We start from the raw sequence: 17,379 nt of genomic DNA, 5'->3' as shown, positions 1-17,379 counted from the left end.
TTGGCCGCTGGTGCTGGCGTGCTGACGGCTTTTTTGTCTGACAATGAGTACACATAAGCTGCTAGCAGCATGATACGCTCATTACCCAACTTGGTTTGCCACTCAGGCATCACACCTGCGCGACCATAACGCAAGGTCTCACGAATCGTCTCGCGATCGCCACCATACAACCAGATGTTATCGGTTAGGTTTGGCGCACCTGCAGTAATCATACCTTTACCTTCTGGGCCATGACACAGCACACAGTTGGTTGGCTCATGGAAAATACGCTCACCTTGGGCAACTTTCGTCTTATCAAGCTGATAATCGTTCTGATTACCAGACAGTGACAATACATATTCGGCAACAGCGCGCACACCGTCTTCGCCAAGTTGATCACGCCATGCTGCCATGCCGCCTACGCGACCGTTATGCAGGGTGGTCAAGATGTTCTTTGGCTCGCCGCCATACAACCAATCGTTATCGGTTAGGTTCGGGTAGCCTGGTGCACCCTTCGCGTTTGAGCCGTGACAGACCGCACAGTTTTGCAAAAACAGACGGCTACCCACTTTTAGTGCATTTGGGTTTTGTGACAGTTTGGCAACGTATGGATCAAGCTCCGCCACCTTTGCATCGATTTGCGCTTGCAAATCAGCAGGTGGATTGTCGCTACGACGTAAGGTCGTTTGTAACTTATCCAGCTCATCAAGCGTACCTACTGCGCCTGCAGCATCAGCATTGACCAAAATGTCTTTTTCAAAGCTTTCAGTGAATACTTGATTGTTGCTTTCAAGGTCACTGTTCAGCTCGTTTTTTGAGGTCCATGGCACTGTTTCGCCATCAACTTTTACCGTTGCCAGACCACCCCAGCTCTTTGGGAACATACTTGGGAAAAAGATGCAGTACGCAACCCCCCAAATAAGTGAGCCTACAAAGATTACTACCCACCATTTAGGTAGTGGTTTGTCGTATTCTTGAATGCCGTCGTATGTGTGTCCAGTCGTGCCGTCATCTTTTAGGGTTGGCTTATATTTGATAACAAAAAATAAAACCCCTGCAATAAACAACCAGCACGCAAAACTAAATAACGAGAGCCAAGAACTCCAAAACAATGTCATCGTTCATCCTTATTGCGCTGCTCATCAGACGAGGGGTCAACCTCGTCGTCAAGCGCAAGTTTTGCATCTTCTTCGAAGCGTTTTTTATTTTTTGGCGAATATGCCCACCATGCCACCCCAATAAAGGCCACAAAGGCAGAGACGGTTGCAATAGTTTGTAATTCACCAATGCCCATTAGCGCTGCCCTTCCATTGCGGTACCCAGCTGCTGTAGATAAGCAACCAAGGCATCAAGCTCGGTGGCACCCAAAACTTCATCAGGAGCACCTTCGATTTGCTCTTCAGTGTAAGGCACGCCAAAACGATCGCGGAATAGACGCATTTTTGCTTGGATTTTTTCGCCATCCACTTCATTGGTCGCAAGCCATGGGAAAGCAGGCATGACCGACTCAGGTACCAATGAGCGCGGTGCAATCAAATGCTGCTTTTGCCAATCGTCTGAATAGCGGCCACCGACACGTGCCAGGTCAGGACCTGTACGCTTTGAACCCCACAAGAATGGGTGATCCCAAGCAGATTCTGCGGCACGTGAGTACGGTCCATAGCGCTCAACCTCAGCACGTAGTGGGCGTACCATCTGGGTGTGACAAACGTGACAGCCTTCGCGGATATAGATATCACGACCTTCAAACTCAAGCGCTGTCCAAGGCTCCATAGAGGGTAGGGGTTTGTTGACACCACCGTCCTCAGGGGCTTTGTAGTCATATATTAACGGTACAATCTCAACCAGCGTTGCAAAGCTGATGGCGATAACGATAAAGATGACCAACAAGCCTGTATTTTTTTCAATAATTTCATGCGGTGTACCAGCCATGATCGCTCCTTATACGTTCGCTGTCTGTGGTGCATCAACAGGGTTATGATCAGTAGGATCAGCGCTATCAACTGGTTTGCCTTCAGGCATTTTGATGGTGCGATAGCAGTTGTAGGCCATCACAAGCATACCTGATACATACAAGAAGCCACCAAACGCACGACCCATATAAGGACCATGAGAGAATGCAACCGTATCCACAAAGCTATAAACCAATGTACCGTCTGGGTTGGTGGCTTGCCACATCATGCCTTGACCGATACCTGAGATCCACATTGAGACAATATAAAAGACCGTACCTGCCGTCGCCAACCAAAAGTGCGTGGTGATTAGGCTGATAGAGTACATTTTTGGTTTGTTATACACACGTGGCAATAGCACATACAGTGAACCGATGGTAATCATACCTACCCAGCCAAGTGCGCCTGAGTGTACGTGACCGATTGTCCAGTCGGTGTTGTGTGACAAGGCGTTGACCGTCTTAATTGACATCATTGGGCCTTCAAACGTTGACATGGCATAAAATGACAAGGCAACAATCATAAAGCGAATGATAGGGTCAGTACGCAGCTTGTCCCAGCTGCCTGATAGCGTCAAGACACCGTTGATCATACCGCCCCATGATGGCGCGAATAGGATGATTGAGAACACCATCGCCAACGACTGCGTCCAATCTGGCAGTGCTGAATAATGCAAATGGTGACCACCTGCCCACATATAGGCAGCAATCAATGCCCAAAAGTGAACGATAGACAAACGGTAAGAATAGACAGGACGACCAATCTGTACAGGCACAAAGTAATACATCATACCAAGGAACGCTGCTGTCAGATAAAAACCAACCGCGTTATGACCATACCACCACTGAATCATGGCATCGGTTGCGCCACTGAATAACGAGTACGACTTAAAGGCACTCACAGGGATGGCTAAGCTGTTCACAATGTGCAATAACGCAATGGTAATGATAAAGGCAGCAAAGAACCAGTTGGCCACATAGATGTGTGACGTTTTACGCTTGATGAGCGTGCCAAAGAAAACGATGGCATAAGAAATCCACACCAAAGCGATTAGAATATCGATCGGCCACTCAAGTTCTGCATATTCTTTGGTCGAGGTCAAACCAAGTGGTAGCGTGATGACAGCGGACACAATAACCGCCTGCCAGCCCCAAAAGGTGAACCATGCCAAGTAAGGCGCGAAAAGACGCGTCTTACAAGTGCGCTGAACAATATAATAAGAGGTCGCGAATAGGGCACAGCCACCAAACGCAAAAATCACCGCATTGGTATGCAGTGGTCTTAAATGACTAAATGTCAGCCATGGAATGTCAAAGTTCAGTGCTGGCCACGCCAACTGTGAAGCAATGAAGACACCAAGACCCATGCCGACGATGCCCCACACCACAGCCATGACAGTAAAAAATCGCACGATGGTGATTTCATACTCACGGTCAATAGGGGCGAATGCTGTGTTTTGTAAACTCATTGGATGATTCCTTTACAGCCCGAATTATCAACAGAATTAACTAACGCACCACGATATTTATGCTATAAATGAGGGCAAGATGACAAGCATCGTCGATGCCTCATAAACTAGCCACAGCCTATCTGTGGTACACATTGATGTATGTCTTTTCGCTACCGTAACGGTTTATTAACTCATTGGCTCATCATGTCTTTTGGCTCACCAATTGGGGGAGCGCGCAGACACATCCACACCGCAAAAAAATCATACGGCACAAGAATGGCGATGATTAGACAATTAATACATCGTTAAGGTGAATAGGAAAAAGCACCGTCTTTGGACATCTACTGCTGATAGGTGGTAAAAGGATGAATACAGACGTTCATCTACAAAGCAATATGACCTATTAACGACAGAAATATGCTAGCGGCGGCTGACAACAAACATGTTTACGTAACGTTTAGTTAAAACTCCCGACTCTGTTTAAGGTATTGTAACGCAATCTTAATCAAATATCACCAGAACTCTGCGCTAAAATACAAACTCTTTGGTAAATGGCGACCCCGTTGACCGCCACTTAAGGTTTTCAAAAGCCTGAACCCAGTCGCACCATCTGCTGCCCCAATGCTGCAAAAAAAACAGACCATACAGCATGTGCACCTATAGGAAAAAAGGCGACTTAACCTCGACAACGGCGGACACGTCACAGTGTGTGATGAGCTATCATAGCAAAAAACCGACACATATCAATACCATTAGTAAGGAATTAATCGATATGCGGGTAACCGCTGAGCAATAAGCTTGCTAGCGACATGCATTGTCGCTTTGCTGCGAGGAATTTGTGACTATTTAACAAATCATAATGATTTTAGGTTTTACTTATTTAAAAACCGCGCCATAATACGGCACAGTCGCTTTCGTTTTCAATGAAAATTATCAATTATTAACCAAAGGATAAGATTATGGCGGTTTTTTTGACGGATGCTTGGTTTGAAGAAGTGGACACCTTGGCACGTGACGCAGGCGAGCTGAACTTGCCACCAGCACTTGCCAATATGGTCATTAACGTGAAAGTCTCTGACGGCAATGGCGACGTAGAAGCGCATTTTGCCAACGGCTTGTTGCACAAAGGGTTGAACCCAAACGCCACCACCACGCTATTGCTTGACCGTGATGTGTTGCAGTCTATCGTGACCGACTTTGACACCAATGAAATCATGGGCGCGTTTATGAGCGGCAAAATCCGCGTTGAAGGCGATATGTCTCAGCTGATGGCACTACAAACAGCACGCCCAAGCGATGAGCAAAAGCAGCTGTTCAAGCGCATTCGTGACGTGACGCAAATGGCGTAATGCCAAGCGTACAGACGCAAAAAAGCCTCTAGTGATAGAGGCTTTTTTTATGGGACAGCTTTTCTTATAAAGTACTTTAATCGTTATCCATCAAGCATCAGCTGGCGGCACGCGCCGTGTCTTGGTTTTCTTTATAAATCGCTGCTTGTAGCCAGATATTGGCTTGTACGTAATCATTGACCGCAATCGCGTCAGTGACCTCACCTTTGCACGCGCCGATACGCACCACAAAAGGCGCAGCGTCAGGCTCACGCAATATCACCACGTCGAACAGATACATCGGTTTGTCATTGAACGTCACTTCCTGCTTGCCAAGCACTTGTCCTTGGCACCATGCTTCGTCTTCTTGACCCAAAGTATCGCCGAACAGATAGGCACACATGTGACCTAAGTTAATCTCAACAGGGGCAAGCTCACCATCGGTATCGGGCTGCCAAGCGTCAATTTGCGCCTGCAAGTCATCAGGCACGTCGCCGTTATTGTTCGCCACGATATCGTTAAAAGCGCGATGATAACGGATGGCGTCTTGGTCTTCGATGGCAATCACTTCGCTGTGATCGCTTGGCTGAATCTCATATGCCCACGCGCTAAAATTGACAAAATAAGGGGTGTTTTGCTGATACAAATGGCGATTGGTGGTGTAGAGCTGGTCAAAGGCATAAATCACGCTGCCATCACTGCTACGCAAGCGCAGTACCGCATCGTGCGCGTCTTCATTGACAATCACGCGCTCAATCGTGCAGTTCAATCCATAAGGACCATTGACGCAAGGGTAAGCGTTGATAAAGCATTCAGGCTTGCCATCTTTCATGGCGAGTATCTGATTGATATGGCAGGTTTCGTTTTCCGAGAGCAACAAGCGGTTGTCTTGCGGGCTGGTGCCTGTGCCTAAGCCTTTGGGGACGGTGGCTTTGTCTATCATGGCTTGTAGCCATGTGGGTACGTCATGACTGACGTCATCGGTGAGAATGCGCCAATGGTCGCCATGACCTGCGGTTTGCTCGTCTGTCAGGGTTACTTTGGTTGGCGCTTGTACGTTTTTATATTGGTATTGGATAGTCATGAATATACTCAAACTCTAAGTCATGGATGCAGCAGATATAAAGCGCGGCTTGGTTGCCATCAGGCAAATAACATAAGCACATCGCAGCGCAATATTTGAGTAGCGGGCAGTATGCTATGGTGTGTGCTGTCAATCGTGCCGCACCATGATAGGTGAATGTATTGCCCCCTAGCATACAATATATAGGTATGGACGTAACCAATAGCAAGTGCTGAATAAAAAAATAATCACAAAACACGCGCTTTTGATGGAAAAATATCCGCAGTTTTTTTGAATGATTGGCACATATCCCATAAATTGTGTCAAACTAACCCCTTTTTTGAGCGCCTTTGATGAGCGGTCTAAAACCCTATCTGATACCGTATCGTCGTCGACACGCCTAGGTATGCGTTGATGTCGGCAGCAAAGATACCGTGCAGATAAAACAAAGAGTTTGAATATGTTTCGTCCTTTAGCGTTATTTATCGGCTTGCGATACACGCGTGCAGAGCGTAGTAATCGCTTTATCTCTTTTATCTCCTTAATCTCCATGCTTGGCTTGACGCTTGGGGTTGCGGTACTAATCACGGTACTGTCGGTGATGAATGGCTTTGACCGCGAACTAAAAACACGCATCTTAGGTATGGTGCCGCAAGCAACGGTGGTATCGCCTGAGATTATCAGTGATTGGCAAGACCTTGCCACGCGCATTAAAGAAGACCCTGAGGTCGATGCGGTCGCGCCTTTTATTCAGCTCCAAGGCATGCTGACAGCCAACAGTCAGGTGTCTGGGGTGATGGTGACGGGTATTGAGCCTGATTACGAAAAAAAGGTGTCCATCATCAATCAGCATATGGTTGAAGGCAGCATCGACACCTTGCAAGGCGGTGATTTTAATATCGTCTTGGGTCAAGACATGGTGCAGTCTTTGGGACTACAAATCGGTGATAAAGTGACGCTGGTGCTGCCTGAAGCCTCACCATCACCCGCTGGGGTCATTCCGCGCTTTAAACGCTTTACGCTAAGCGGGGTATTTAATATCAGCCCTGAAGTCGACAGCCTCATGGCGTTTATCCCGATGCATGATGCGGCAAAATTGCTGCGCCTCCCTGATGGCGCGCAGGGCGTACGTATGAAGCTTGATGACATTTTTAACGCGCCGATGGCGGCACAAAAGGCGGCGGCTATCGCACCTGATCAGCTGTACCCGAACGACTGGACGCAAACGCATGGCAACTTGTTCGGCGCAATTCAGATGGAAAAGGCGATGGTCGGCTTGCTGCTGTTCTTAATCATTTTGGTCGCCGCTTTTAACATCGTCTCAAGTCTTGTGATGCTGGTGACTGATAAAAAAGCGGACATCGCGATTTTAAAAACCTTTGGCGCGTCACCACGCCTCATTACCCAAGTCTTTATGGTTCAAGGCTTGGTGATTGGTGTCATCGGTACGGTCGCAGGAACGATACTTGGGGTGATATTTGCGCTGACCATTAGTGATATTTTAGGCTTTATTAATCAAACCTTTGGCTTGCATCTGTTTGATGCCTACTTTATCAATTATTTGCCATCGCAGCTGCGCTTCTTAGATGTGGTGTTGATTACGGGCGCGTCATTTACCTTGAGCTTTTTGGCAACCATTTATCCTGCGCGACGTGCGGCACGTATTCAGCCTGCACAGACCTTGCGTTATGAGTAATCGCGCTGCTACCGATACCGCTTCGGCAGTCGCGTGCTGAGCATTTCACAGCATCAATAAAGGACAGATTATGAGCGCCATTTTAGAGGCAAAAAATATCAATAAAATCTATGACGAAGGGTCGGTGCGCACGCAGGTATTGACGGGTCTGGATTTGAGCGTACATGCCGGCGAGCGTATTGCCATCGTTGGTACCAGTGGCTCAGGCAAAAGTACCTTGCTACATTTATTGGGCGGCTTGGATACCCCAAGCAGTGGCGAGGTGTGGCTGCATGGCAAATGCCTAAATACGATGAACGAGACGCAGCGCGGTGATATGCGCAATCAGTATTTGGGCTTTATTTATCAGTTTCACCATCTGTTGTCGGAGTTTACAGCGGTCGAGAATGTCGCCATGCCGCTACTGATGCGCCCAAAAGTCACGCCGAGCGAAGCGCGTGATAAGGCAATATCATTACTTAACAAAGTAGGATTAGAGCATCGACATACGCACCGTCCTGGGGAGCTATCAGGTGGTGAGCGTCAGCGGGTCGCGATTGCGCGCGCGCTGGTCACAGAGCCGTCAGTCATCCTAGCCGATGAGCCGACAGGTAACCTTGACTATGACAATGCGCAAAGTGTCTTTGGTCTGCTCTCAGAGCTGCAAACCACGCTAAAAACCGCGCTGCTGATGGTCACCCATGACCGTAACTTAGCAGCTCTCGCGGACAGACAGCTACTGCTGCGTAACGGTCATTGGGCAGAATTTGATGAATAAGCAAAAGCTGTAGCGCGTAAGACATTACGTAGCGTAGGGCAGTCGGTTAGCGCTTAGATGAGCGCTCAGAAGCACGGTCAGACTTTTGGCGCTGCTGCCATGAGCTGACCGTTTTGTAACGCCAGATCACCTTAAATGCCAATCCGCACACCAGACTTGTGGCAATCGCAAGCAGGGTTAAGCCCAAGCAAAACGCACCCAATGACACACTGCCTTGATAAGTCTCAAAAGGGTTGGCACCATTGGACAACAACCACAAGCTAAAATCAGCAATCATCCGCCCAATCAAGCGCAGGCTAATCATTGGCTCGCCCAAAATCTTGGCGCCGACGTAGTAGCCTGCATAAAAAATCGGCAAGGTGGTCAAAGGGTTGGTAATCCACGTCAGCCCCACAGACATCGGGACATTGGCACGAAATATCAGCGCCCCAATCAATGCCAAAAGCATCTGCCCTGGCAATGGGAAAAAGGCACTCAGCACGCCGATATAGACCGCTTTATTTAAGCTGTGGCGGTTAAAATGCCACAGACGCGCGTCGACCAGATGCGGAGCAAACCATCTTAAAGAGCGGCTCTCCAAGATTTTCTCAGGTGTGGGCAATAGACTTTGTAAGCGTTTTTTGGGCACACGATTGCCTTTTTAGTCACAAATAAATAGCAGCAGCCACACAAGGCTGCGTCGTTATGGGTGTTGCAGACGTTGGCTGGTCAGGAAGGAAGACTGCGGCAGTATCTACTGTCCACAGTGTCGCTAGTATAGGATAATATTTCGGCAAATGCCATCATCACACCCATAAGATATACGGTGAGGTAACATTGTCGTGAAAGAGTGCAAGGAGCGCGCATGTATTGGCTGACAGGCGGTCTGTTGCTATCGCTGATGCTGGCGGCGCTCGGTGTTGCTGAGACGCTGCCCGTTCCCGTCCTGCCCAGCTGGTTACTGACGCCCGCCGCTGATGGTGTGCGGCTCTGTATACTTGGTGCGACCGCGCTGCTGTGGTGTCACAAGCTTAATCAAAGACGCCTCCATACGGCGCAAAAGCAAAGAATACAGCTGACCTTGAGCCTTGCTGTATTATCCGTACTGCTGCTGGTCGCCAGCGTAATACAAGCGCTCAGTCAGCAGCAGCAAGCCGCCCGCCGCGCTGTAGCGGCGCCGATGCAAGTCTATGCCTTAGTGCGTATTGAGGGCATCAGTGACAGCGTCGGCGGCAGCACACCTGCGCAGGGCTATCGGCAGGTGGCACGCATCCACAAGCTATTACCAGTGACGCAGCAGCCCAGCACGCTGCGTAGTACATTGCCTGCCTTTCGTGCGTTACAAGCACAGCTGAGCGCGCCTGTGACAGACAGTGCTGTGCCCGCTCAGCGCCTCTTGCTGAGCTACTATCCCAAGCCAAATAACAAAGCAGCGCAAGACCCACGTATGCAAGCACTCAATGCCCTACGCCCAAATGATGTGCTCATCATGCGCCTAAGGATACAGCCACTTGATAACAATAAAGTCAGCGCCACAGGCTTTGACAGCTATCGCTGGCTTAAAAGCCGTCACCTTGATGGCAGCGCGAGCATACTCGATGCCAGTGAGGTGCTGGCGATGCGCGCGGATAATGAAGCGTCGGTGCTGGCGCGAGGGCAACAAGCGATTGAGACAGGGCGCTGGATGCTGCGGCAGCACAGACAAGCGGCGTGGCAGATGCAAACTGAAACCGCGCAGCAAGCATCGGCAGTTGCACTTAGCCTGCTGACAGGCGACCGTAGCCTTATCAGCCAGCAGACCAAAACGCACTATCAAGCGGCGGGCATCTCGCATTTGCTCGCCATTTCTGGCACGCACGTGCTGTTCTTAGCGATTGTGCTGGCAGCGTTGGTTTGTATGGTGATTGAGCGCCGTTGTCCGCAACTCTATCGTGTGCTTGCGCGCTGGCAAATACGTTGGCTGGTGATGGTGGCCGCAGCATTTTTGTATGCGTTATTCACAGGGTTTGACGTGCCTGCGGCGCGGACGGCATGGCTGCTGCTGGTGATTGGATTGGTGCGTGTGCTGCTGCTGCCTGTCTCGACCCTGCGCGTGCTGCTCGCGCTTGCCGTAGTTATGGCATGGGCTGACCCTTATGTGTTGTGGCAGGGAGGTTATTGGCTGTCGTTCGTTGCCGTGGCGCTGCTGCTGCAATACGAAACCAAAGCAAATAATAAGCATGATCAGCACAGCGATATGCGCTGGTTTGAGCGGCTGTGGTGGGGATTGTGGCCACTGTTACGCTTGCAGTGCTGGCTGTTTGTGGCGCTGTTGCCATTGACGCTGCTGTTGTTTGGCAAAATATCGCTGTGGGGACTGCTGGTCAATGTAGTGATGATAGGAGTCTTTGGCTGGGTACTGGTGCCGCTGAATCTGCTGGCGGGCGTTGTTTATCCTATCTTACCTGCGCTGGCAGACAGCCTATGGTATACGGTGGATACGGCGCTGCTGGGCATACATGGCATGATGGCAGCGCTGAGTGCGGTATCTGCGGCGAAGGGCTGGCTTTATACACCGATGACGGTCGCAGGTCTTTGTGTGGCGATGCTTGCACTATTGCCGTGGCTGTTGCCGCGCAGTCTGCTGCATCGAGGCTGGAGCGCGCCGCCTTTATTACTGCTGGGCTTGTTGCTGTGGCAACAGCAAGCGCGGCTGACGGGCGCACCTGTCCTCTACGTGCTGCCCGTGGCGGATACGCATCTGAGTGCCGTGCTGCTGCATTATCCGAGCAAGTCTTATCGTGCATCGTGGTTGTTTTTGGCAGACCACCGTTTACAGGAAGCACGCACACCGCCGAGCATATCAACGGCTGAGGCGTGGTCAACACAGCTCGTCACGCAAATACACACGCTCGGTATCGACAGCTTAGAAGGGATGGTGGTTCAGACGCCTATTGAAGCCGCTGACCAAGGCGCACAGCGGCTGGATGCGGTCGCAACGCAAATAGCAGCGCTGATGCCCACCAAATATTACTGGCAAGCAGGGCAGCAGTCTGTAGATGCGGCCAGCAGTAGCCAACAGCCTCTGCCCAAAACGCCATGTACCGCAGGTCAAGCGTGGCAGCTGCCTGATGCCGCACTACGTATCGAGGCGGTTACAGGCTGGTCAGAGATTGATGATGCGGCGGTATGGGATTGTAGCCTACGTATCAGCAGTCAAGCGCCTATTGCCATAAAGCGCTACAATGCCATGGATACCGCACACCCCGTCGCAGTCAATGCCATCACTGCCGCCCACTCAGAGACAACAGAGCTGACCGAGACGCCGCCGCAAACGCAGCTGCTCATCGATGCCAGTACGCATCAGCGGCACTGGCAGCTGTGGTCATTGCTGTGTGAGGTCGCGCCACTGCCTGCCCCTTTGCCCACATTGTGGCTCGGGCACAGTGACGCGGTTATTAATGAAGAGACACTCAAAAAACAACAAGTGACCGCGCTGGCAACGTATAATGACGCACCTTTGGCGACAGCATGGGGGCTTGAGCAAGCGGTGGATACCCCTTGAGGGGCACAAAAACCGCACCGTTCACGTGATTGCTATTGAACCGCAAGGCAAACGTCACCATACTGTTGCATGATTGCACTCTTGCCAATTGACCTTATTTTTGTTTTATCTTTAGCGTGTTTTTATTGTAGGAAATTATATGTCCAACTGGCCACCAGACCCCAACAAGCGTCCAAACAATCCCATTCAACCTTCACCTCAGCACAACCAACAGCAGCCAAGTGGGCAAGAATGGCGATTGATTGAAAAAACGCTGCTCGCCAGTGTGGAAGAACAACGCCGTGCGCGCCGCTGGAGCATCTTTTTTAAGCTTTTAACCTTTGGCTATATCTTGTTTTTATTCTTAATGCTGGGGCGCGGCTGTAGTGAAGACAGCGGCTCAGGTATTGAGATTAATACCAGCGCGCCGCATCTGGCGGTCGTGGAGCTGCAAGGTACGATTAGCAATGACGACCCTGCCAATGCCTACGACGTCAGTAAAGCGCTGACCGCTGCCTTTGAAAACAGCAACTCAAAAGCAGTGGCACTCGACATCAACTCGCCTGGTGGCTCGCCCGTACAGTCGGATGAAATCTGGCAAACCATGATGGACTTGCGCCAAGAGTACCCTAACAAAAAACTGTACGCAGTCATTGGGGATATCGGCGCTTCTGGCGCGTACTATATCGCCTCGGCGGCAGATGAAATTTATGTCAATCCGTCAAGCCTTGTCGGCTCAATCGGCGTGATTATGCCCAATTACAACATCGAAGGCTTGATGGACAAAGTCGGCGTTGAAGACCGCACCATCACCGCAGGCGAGTACAAAGACATTTTAAGCATGTCGCGTCCCTTGACCGATTACGAAGAGCAGCATGTCGAAAACGTATTGGCAAACACGCATCAGCACTTTATTAATGCGGTAAAAGAAGGGCGCGGCGACCGACTCAAAAACCCTGAACAAAACAAACTGTTCTCAGGCTTATTCTGGACAGGTGAGCAGTCCATCGCCCTTGGTCTTGCCGATAAAAAAGGCAGCATCGCCAGTCTAGAAAAAGAGCTGGGCGTAGACACGGCAGTCAACTATACGCCTGTCGATCCGTTCTCATTATTTATGGATCGCTTTGCTGTCAAAATGGGCGCGGGCATTGGCTCAAGCATCAACCTTGATGTGTTGCCAAAAGAAGAAAACAATACCGAAATGCGTTAAGTGACGGATAAAACCGACGGATAAAAAGGCAAAAGTATTGTGTGTACCACGCAGCGTCACAAAGTATCGGTTACTTTGTGGCGTTTTTTATAGCAATCATGCACACATGGCATCTGATTGCGCCTTGCATGGACGGGGGCTGGCAGGTCACAATAGCCTAAGCTATAAAGCACAGCTGTTTTTCTACCGCCATGAACGAAAAGTACGACAATAACAATTATGGATACCAACAACGAGTCTATTATGAATACCTTATCCGCGCTCAGTCTTGAGCAGTTGCCTGTCTCTATTTTGACGGGCAAGCCTGTGTTGCACTTTGCTCACGCCAATGGCATGCCAAGCGCCGTTTATGCGCCGCTGTTTGCCAAGCTTGAGCCTTTTTTTACCATTGAATATATCGAGCGCTTGGGCACGCACCCAAACTATCCTGTAGACAATCACTGGCAGCGCTTGACCCAGCAGGTCGTGGACAGCATCGCGCGCGCGCGTGAAAAGCATGGCGTGACGCAGGTGGTGGCGCTTGGGCATTCGCTTGGGGCGCTCTGTACCCTGCAAGCACTGTATAAAGCGCCTGAGCAAGTGGCGCAAGCGGTGCTGCTCGACCCGCCGTGGATATATGGCAAGACCAGCCTGCTGTGGCATGTGGCAAAAGTGACGGACAAGCTGCCGCTGATGAACCATCGCTTTATGGACAAGCTGTCCCCTGCAGGCACGTCTAAGCATCGCCGCGATGTGTGGGACAGCCGCGAAGAGGCGTATGACAAGCTGCGCAACAAAAGATTTTTTAAAGACTTTGACGAGCGCAGTTTTCAGGGCTATATCGAGCATGGTCTTGACGCGCGCGCCGATGGCAAGGTGACGTTGGCAATTCCCAAAGAGGTCGAGGTTGCTGTGTTTCGTACCAACCCCTCATGGTATTGGCTCAAGCCCAATCGCGCCCCAAAGCCGCCTTTAACCCTCGTTATCGGCGAAGAGAGCCTATTTTTAAAGCGCCGCTTTCCGCAGCAAGTGCATGAGCGTTTGGGCATTGATTATGAGGTGCATGTCGGCGGGCACATGTTCCCGCTTGAGCACCCTGACGCAGTGGCGGACAAGGTGTTGTCCATCATCGCCGCGCAGCTGAATAAAGACAACGCTTAGCCGTGATGGCTGGTGATAAAGCCCGTCAGCCCCCACGGCTGGCTTATATGAATCATAACTGATGTATCGAGTGTCTTATGCGTGTCTCTAGCACGGCAGTAGCCCAACCCCCTGTATTCTCACGTCTGGCTGTGGTGGTCATCGTCATCGGTATGTTACTGCTGTTTTTATTTACCCAGCTGTTGGGGGTGTATATTGCAGGTTTTGCTTTGCTGCCAGAGGCTCAGACGCTAAGCGCGCTGGATATTTTAGCGCGCGGGGGTAGTGACGGCACGATTGTGAGCTGGTCGGTGCTGTTTAGCGCGGTGGTGTTAAGCGCGCTCAGCATCGCCTTGATACGCTGGCATGGGGCATCGGCAAAGGACTATCTGGCACTACGACCGATAACGTGGCGGATGACGCTTGGCATGCTTGGATTGTGGCTGGCGTATTCTTTGGTCAGTCAGGCGCTGACGTATGTGCTTGATCAAGACCCCATGCTGTTTATGGATGTCCTTTATCAGTCGGTCAGCAATGTCTGGCTGCTGGTCGTGGTGGTGGTCATTGTCGCGCCGATATACGAAGAGCTGGTGTTTCGCGGTCTGCTGTGGTCAGCGATTGCCGAACAGTTTGCGTCAAGCACGCACCCCAATCGCGGCGCACTCGTCGCTAGCGTGTTGACCAGTGTGCTGTTTGCGGGGATTCATTTGCAATATGGCTGGTATGAGCTTGGCTCGCTTGTGGTTTTGGCGTTGTTATTCGCCTATGCGCGCTTTCGCTCAGGCTCTTTGCTACTGCCCATCATTTTGCATATGGTCAATAATGGGGTGGCGATGTGGCAGTTTGTCAGTCAAATGCCTTAACGCGTACTGTTGTTTGCTAGCTAAAAAAAGCGCGCTCAGTCACCACCGAGCGCGCTTTTCTTTGATTAACTATCAAACTTTAAAGTTAAGCCTCAGGGTTCAATGCCAATACCTCATCGGCGGCGCGTTGAATGTCGTCCAAGGTCAGCTGCGGTTTGCCACTTAATGCCTGTCGCCATTTGCGCGCGCCAGTCAGCCCTTGAAACAGTCCCAAGTAGTGACGCGTCATGGTCGGTAGCGCTTCGCCTTTTGCTACTTGTTGCTCTAGATACGGATACAGCGCCTCAAGTACCTGCGCGCGGGTCGGGGCAGGCGTGCCCCATAGGCGATTGGCTTCAGCGAGCAAATACGGGTTGTGATAAAACGCGCGCCCAATCATCACCCCATCGACATGCGCTAAATGCTGCTCGATATCCTCAACCGTCGCCACCCCGCCATTAATCTCAATATGAAGGCTGGGGAAGTCTTGCTTAAGACGGTACACATCCTCGTAGCGCAGCGGCGGGATTTCGCGGTTTTGTTTGGGACTCAGCCCTTGTAGCCACGCAGTGCGCGCATGGACAATAAAGCGCTCACAGCCTGCGGCGGCGACCGTCTCCACGAACTGATGCATAAACTCGTAACTGTCAAAATCATCAATACCGATACGGTGCTTGACCGTCACGGGAATATCAACAGCTGCTTGCATCGCGGCAAACGCCTTTGCTACTGTCTCAGGCTCTGCCATCAGGCACGCACCAATCTTATTGTGCTGCACGCGGTCTGAGGGGCAGCCGACATTGATATTGACCTCATCATAGCCGTATTCTTGCGCAATGACGGTGCATTTCATCATCTCGTCTGCATCAGCGCCGCCAAGCTGCAACACCAGCGGGTGCTCAAGGGCATCAAAGCGCAAATGACGCTCACGATTGCCAAACAGCAGCGCCCCTGTGCTGATCATCTCGGTGTACAGATAGACATGCGGGTTAAAGAGCCGCGCAAAATAACGATAATCGGTCGTCGTCCAGTCGATCATCGGTGCGACCGATAGGCGTTTTTGGGTCATATCCATCATTGCTGTGTTGCCTTGTTTGCTGCCAATCAGGGCGCTTATTGTAAAAGGTTTTGCTGATAAATGCAGCCAAGTCCATGAAATCGTTGGTCAGTCCCTAGCGCATGACGTGGTCAATACGCTTAAACTCAGGCAAATGATAAAAATACAATCCCATGATGATACCAATCACACAAATAAAGGCGGTATACAGCGCTGCTGAAAAGCTGACCGTGTCTGTAAAATGACTGATGACAAAGGGCATCACCCCGCCGACAAAGGCGTACATCACATTGTAAGCAATCGACAGACCCGTTAGGCGGACGTTGGTCGAAAACAGCTTAACAAAGACGGCAGGCACCATACCGATAATGCCCGCAGAAAAGCCAAGCAGCGCATACATAATCAGCAAGTAATCACCGCCTGCCTGCATCTGATAGAAAAATGCAAAAATCTGCAAAATCAGTACCAAGCAGCCAATCATCAATATCTTGCCAAAGTTGCTGTTACTGGAGATAACGCCATAAAACACACAGCCAATCATCATAAATACCAGCCCCAAGCTGTGCGAAAAGTTAAACAAGTCGCCATCAACGGGAAAGTTGACAATCGCCAGCTCAGGCATGATTAAGACCACCACTAAGGTGACGCTGGAAGTCACCAAAGTGAGCATCATCGTCACGAATATCGCTTGTCTGCACTGCGTGAACAGCATCCTGATGGGGCGCGGCTCATAATTGTTGGGCATGGTTTTTTGCATGTTCAAAAAATAAGGCGACTCTTTGATATAGCGCCAGCCTAAGAGTGGCAAACAGCTGAACAACGCCGCAATCATAAACGGCAGTCGCCAGCCGTAAGACACCAGCTGCTCAGGACTCATGGTATCGGTCAACCAACTAAAAAAGGCGTTTGAAAACAGCACGCCGAGCAAAAAGCTTGCCGTCACATAGCTACAGCCCACTGTCAGATACTGGCGCGGCAGATGCTCAGAGACGAATATCCACGACAAAGGCACAAACACCCCAAAGGCCATACCTTGTATCAAGCGTAAAGTAATGAACAAAATCGGTGCTGCAATGCCCCATTCAGCGTACGTTGGCATCAGCGCCATCGCAAACATCGTGCCTGCGGTGACCATCAGCGTGGCAATAAAAATCGGTCGCCGACCGAGCGTATCGCCAAAGCGCCCAAAGAAAATACCGCCCAAAGGACGCGCCAAATAACCCGCCGCAAACAGTCCCAAGCTTTGTATCTGTGAAAAGTGCTTATCCACATCGGCTGAAAATACCGTGGTCGAGATGACGTCCGCCAAATACAGGTAAATCAAAAAATCAAAAAACAATATGGCACTACAGGCGCAGGTGAAAGCGACCATATTCTTATCTTGCACCGACATCATGGCGTACGGAGAACGATTGGGCATAAAT

At 50.5% G+C, this 17,379-nt stretch carries 14 protein-coding genes and 1 pseudogene; 7 read left to right on the top strand and 8 right to left on the bottom strand.

The genetic code is table 11. The annotated features are described in order from the left end of the window. Nucleotides 1-26: 26 nt before the first annotated feature. The 4 genes and pseudogenes from ccoP to ccoN form a co-directional block, all read right to left on the bottom strand. Nucleotides 27-1,097 (bottom strand): annotated as a pseudogene (gene ccoP / locus JMW05_RS02845) (cytochrome-c oxidase, cbb3-type subunit III); the annotation flags it as partial. Then, a complete protein-coding gene (locus JMW05_RS02840; protein WP_201503893.1) occupies nucleotides 1,094-1,273 on the bottom strand; it encodes a cbb3-type cytochrome oxidase subunit 3 in 180 nt (59 codons plus the stop codon). The pseudogene ccoP and the gene JMW05_RS02840, both read right to left, overlap by 4 nt. Continuing rightward, nucleotides 1,273-1,911 (bottom strand): cytochrome-c oxidase, cbb3-type subunit II, encoded by a 639-nt coding sequence (gene ccoO / locus JMW05_RS02835; RefSeq protein WP_201503892.1) that lies wholly within the window; start codon nucleotides 1,909-1,911, stop codon nucleotides 1,273-1,275. Before ccoO ends, JMW05_RS02840 begins: the two co-directional genes overlap by 1 nt. A gap of 9 nt (nucleotides 1,912-1,920) precedes the next feature. Beyond that, nucleotides 1,921-3,399 carry a cytochrome-c oxidase, cbb3-type subunit I gene (ccoN, locus tag JMW05_RS02830; RefSeq protein ID WP_201503891.1) on the bottom strand — a complete coding sequence of 493 codons (1,479 nt, stop codon included), beginning with the start codon at nucleotides 3,397-3,399 and terminating at the stop codon, nucleotides 1,921-1,923. A 941-nt stretch (nucleotides 3,400-4,340) separates the two neighbouring features. On the opposite strand from ccoN, the gene JMW05_RS02825 reads away from it, so the two are divergent. Next, nucleotides 4,341-4,730 carry an SCP2 sterol-binding domain-containing protein gene (locus JMW05_RS02825; protein ID WP_201503890.1) on the top strand — a complete coding sequence of 130 codons (390 nt, stop codon included), beginning with the start codon at nucleotides 4,341-4,343 and terminating at the stop codon, nucleotides 4,728-4,730. A gap of 97 nt (nucleotides 4,731-4,827) precedes the next feature. Here JMW05_RS02825 and JMW05_RS02820 read toward each other — a convergent pair whose 3' ends face one another. Continuing rightward, nucleotides 4,828-5,793: a hypothetical protein gene (locus tag JMW05_RS02820; protein WP_201503889.1), complete on the bottom strand. Its 966-nt coding sequence runs from the start codon at nucleotides 5,791-5,793 to the stop codon at nucleotides 4,828-4,830. 439 nt (nucleotides 5,794-6,232) lie between these two features. On the opposite strand from JMW05_RS02820, the gene JMW05_RS02815 reads away from it, so the two are divergent. Together JMW05_RS02815 and lolD are read left to right on the top strand one after the other, a co-directional pair. After that, nucleotides 6,233-7,468: a lipoprotein-releasing ABC transporter permease subunit gene (locus JMW05_RS02815; RefSeq protein ID WP_201503888.1), complete on the top strand. Its 1,236-nt coding sequence runs from the start codon at nucleotides 6,233-6,235 to the stop codon at nucleotides 7,466-7,468. A 70-nt stretch (nucleotides 7,469-7,538) separates the two neighbouring features. Further along, nucleotides 7,539-8,225 carry a lipoprotein-releasing ABC transporter ATP-binding protein LolD gene (gene lolD, locus JMW05_RS02810; protein WP_201503887.1) on the top strand — a complete coding sequence of 229 codons (687 nt, stop codon included), beginning with the start codon at nucleotides 7,539-7,541 and terminating at the stop codon, nucleotides 8,223-8,225. Between the two features lie 46 nt (nucleotides 8,226-8,271). On the opposite strand, the gene JMW05_RS02805 is transcribed toward lolD, so the two are convergent. Further along, nucleotides 8,272-8,853 (bottom strand): DUF2062 domain-containing protein, encoded by a 582-nt coding sequence (locus JMW05_RS02805; protein WP_201503886.1) that lies wholly within the window; start codon nucleotides 8,851-8,853, stop codon nucleotides 8,272-8,274. Nucleotides 8,854-9,069: 216 nt separating this feature from the next. Here JMW05_RS02805 and JMW05_RS02800 point away from each other — a divergent pair, with 216 nt between their 5' ends. From JMW05_RS02800 to JMW05_RS02785, 4 genes are all read left to right on the top strand, one after another. Further along, on the top strand, nucleotides 9,070-11,748 hold the full coding sequence (locus tag JMW05_RS02800) for a ComEC/Rec2 family competence protein (protein ID WP_201503885.1): 2,679 nt from the start codon (nucleotides 9,070-9,072) through the stop codon (nucleotides 11,746-11,748). A 139-nt stretch (nucleotides 11,749-11,887) separates the two neighbouring features. Next, the gene (gene sppA, locus JMW05_RS02795) at nucleotides 11,888-12,937 is read left to right on the top strand and encodes a signal peptide peptidase SppA (protein WP_201503884.1); all 1,050 of its coding nucleotides are present in this window, start codon (nucleotides 11,888-11,890) and stop codon (nucleotides 12,935-12,937) included. A gap of 243 nt (nucleotides 12,938-13,180) precedes the next feature. Continuing rightward, nucleotides 13,181-14,077, top strand: a complete 897-nt coding sequence (locus JMW05_RS02790) for an alpha/beta fold hydrolase (protein ID WP_201503883.1) — start codon at nucleotides 13,181-13,183, stop codon at nucleotides 14,075-14,077. Between the two features lie 77 nt (nucleotides 14,078-14,154). After that, entirely contained in the window at nucleotides 14,155-14,919 is a 765-nt protein-coding gene (locus tag JMW05_RS02785; RefSeq protein WP_227691416.1) for a CPBP family intramembrane glutamic endopeptidase, read from the top strand. 85 nt (nucleotides 14,920-15,004) lie between these two features. Here the strand turns inward: JMW05_RS02785 and dusA are convergent, their stop codons facing one another. After that, nucleotides 15,005-15,976 (bottom strand): tRNA dihydrouridine(20/20a) synthase DusA, encoded by a 972-nt coding sequence (dusA, locus tag JMW05_RS02780; protein ID WP_201503882.1) that lies wholly within the window; start codon nucleotides 15,974-15,976, stop codon nucleotides 15,005-15,007. Nucleotides 15,977-16,070: 94 nt separating this feature from the next. Beyond that, nucleotides 16,071-17,375, bottom strand: coding sequence for an MFS transporter (locus JMW05_RS02775; RefSeq protein WP_201503881.1), 1,305 nt, complete (start codon nucleotides 17,373-17,375; stop codon nucleotides 16,071-16,073). Nucleotides 17,376-17,379: the final 4 nt, after the last annotated feature.

Source organism: Psychrobacter aestuarii, assembly GCF_904846035.1.
In the GTDB taxonomy this organism is placed as follows: Bacteria; Pseudomonadota; Gammaproteobacteria; order Pseudomonadales; family Moraxellaceae; genus Psychrobacter; species Psychrobacter aestuarii.
The sequence above is the reverse complement of the archived record's forward strand: the minus strand, read 5'-3'. Positions and strand labels throughout refer to the sequence as shown.

Excerpts from the sequence above, each read along its gene's own strand:
- JMW05_RS02840 (WP_201503893.1), bottom strand. The coding sequence starts at position 1,273 with ATGGGCATTGGTGAATTACAAACTATTGCAACCGTCTCTGCCTTTGTG.
- ccoO (WP_201503892.1), bottom strand. The coding sequence starts at position 1,911 with ATGGCTGGTACACCGCATGAAATTATTGAAAAAAATACAGGCTTGTTG.
- ccoN (WP_201503891.1), bottom strand. The coding sequence starts at position 3,399 with ATGAGTTTACAAAACACAGCATTCGCCCCTATTGACCGTGAGTATGAA.
- JMW05_RS02825 (WP_201503890.1), top strand. The coding sequence starts at position 4,341 with ATGGCGGTTTTTTTGACGGATGCTTGGTTTGAAGAAGTGGACACCTTG.
- JMW05_RS02820 (WP_201503889.1), bottom strand. The coding sequence starts at position 5,793 with ATGACTATCCAATACCAATATAAAAACGTACAAGCGCCAACCAAAGTA.
- JMW05_RS02815 (WP_201503888.1), top strand. The coding sequence starts at position 6,233 with ATGTTTCGTCCTTTAGCGTTATTTATCGGCTTGCGATACACGCGTGCA.
- lolD (WP_201503887.1), top strand. The coding sequence starts at position 7,539 with ATGAGCGCCATTTTAGAGGCAAAAAATATCAATAAAATCTATGACGAA.
- JMW05_RS02800 (WP_201503885.1), top strand. The coding sequence starts at position 9,070 with ATGTATTGGCTGACAGGCGGTCTGTTGCTATCGCTGATGCTGGCGGCG.
- sppA (WP_201503884.1), top strand. The coding sequence starts at position 11,888 with ATGTCCAACTGGCCACCAGACCCCAACAAGCGTCCAAACAATCCCATT.
- JMW05_RS02790 (WP_201503883.1), top strand. The coding sequence starts at position 13,181 with ATGAATACCTTATCCGCGCTCAGTCTTGAGCAGTTGCCTGTCTCTATT.
- JMW05_RS02785 (WP_227691416.1), top strand. The coding sequence starts at position 14,155 with ATGCGTGTCTCTAGCACGGCAGTAGCCCAACCCCCTGTATTCTCACGT.
- dusA (WP_201503882.1), bottom strand. The coding sequence starts at position 15,976 with ATGATGGATATGACCCAAAAACGCCTATCGGTCGCACCGATGATCGAC.
- JMW05_RS02775 (WP_201503881.1), bottom strand. The coding sequence starts at position 17,375 with ATGCCCAATCGTTCTCCGTACGCCATGATGTCGGTGCAAGATAAGAAT.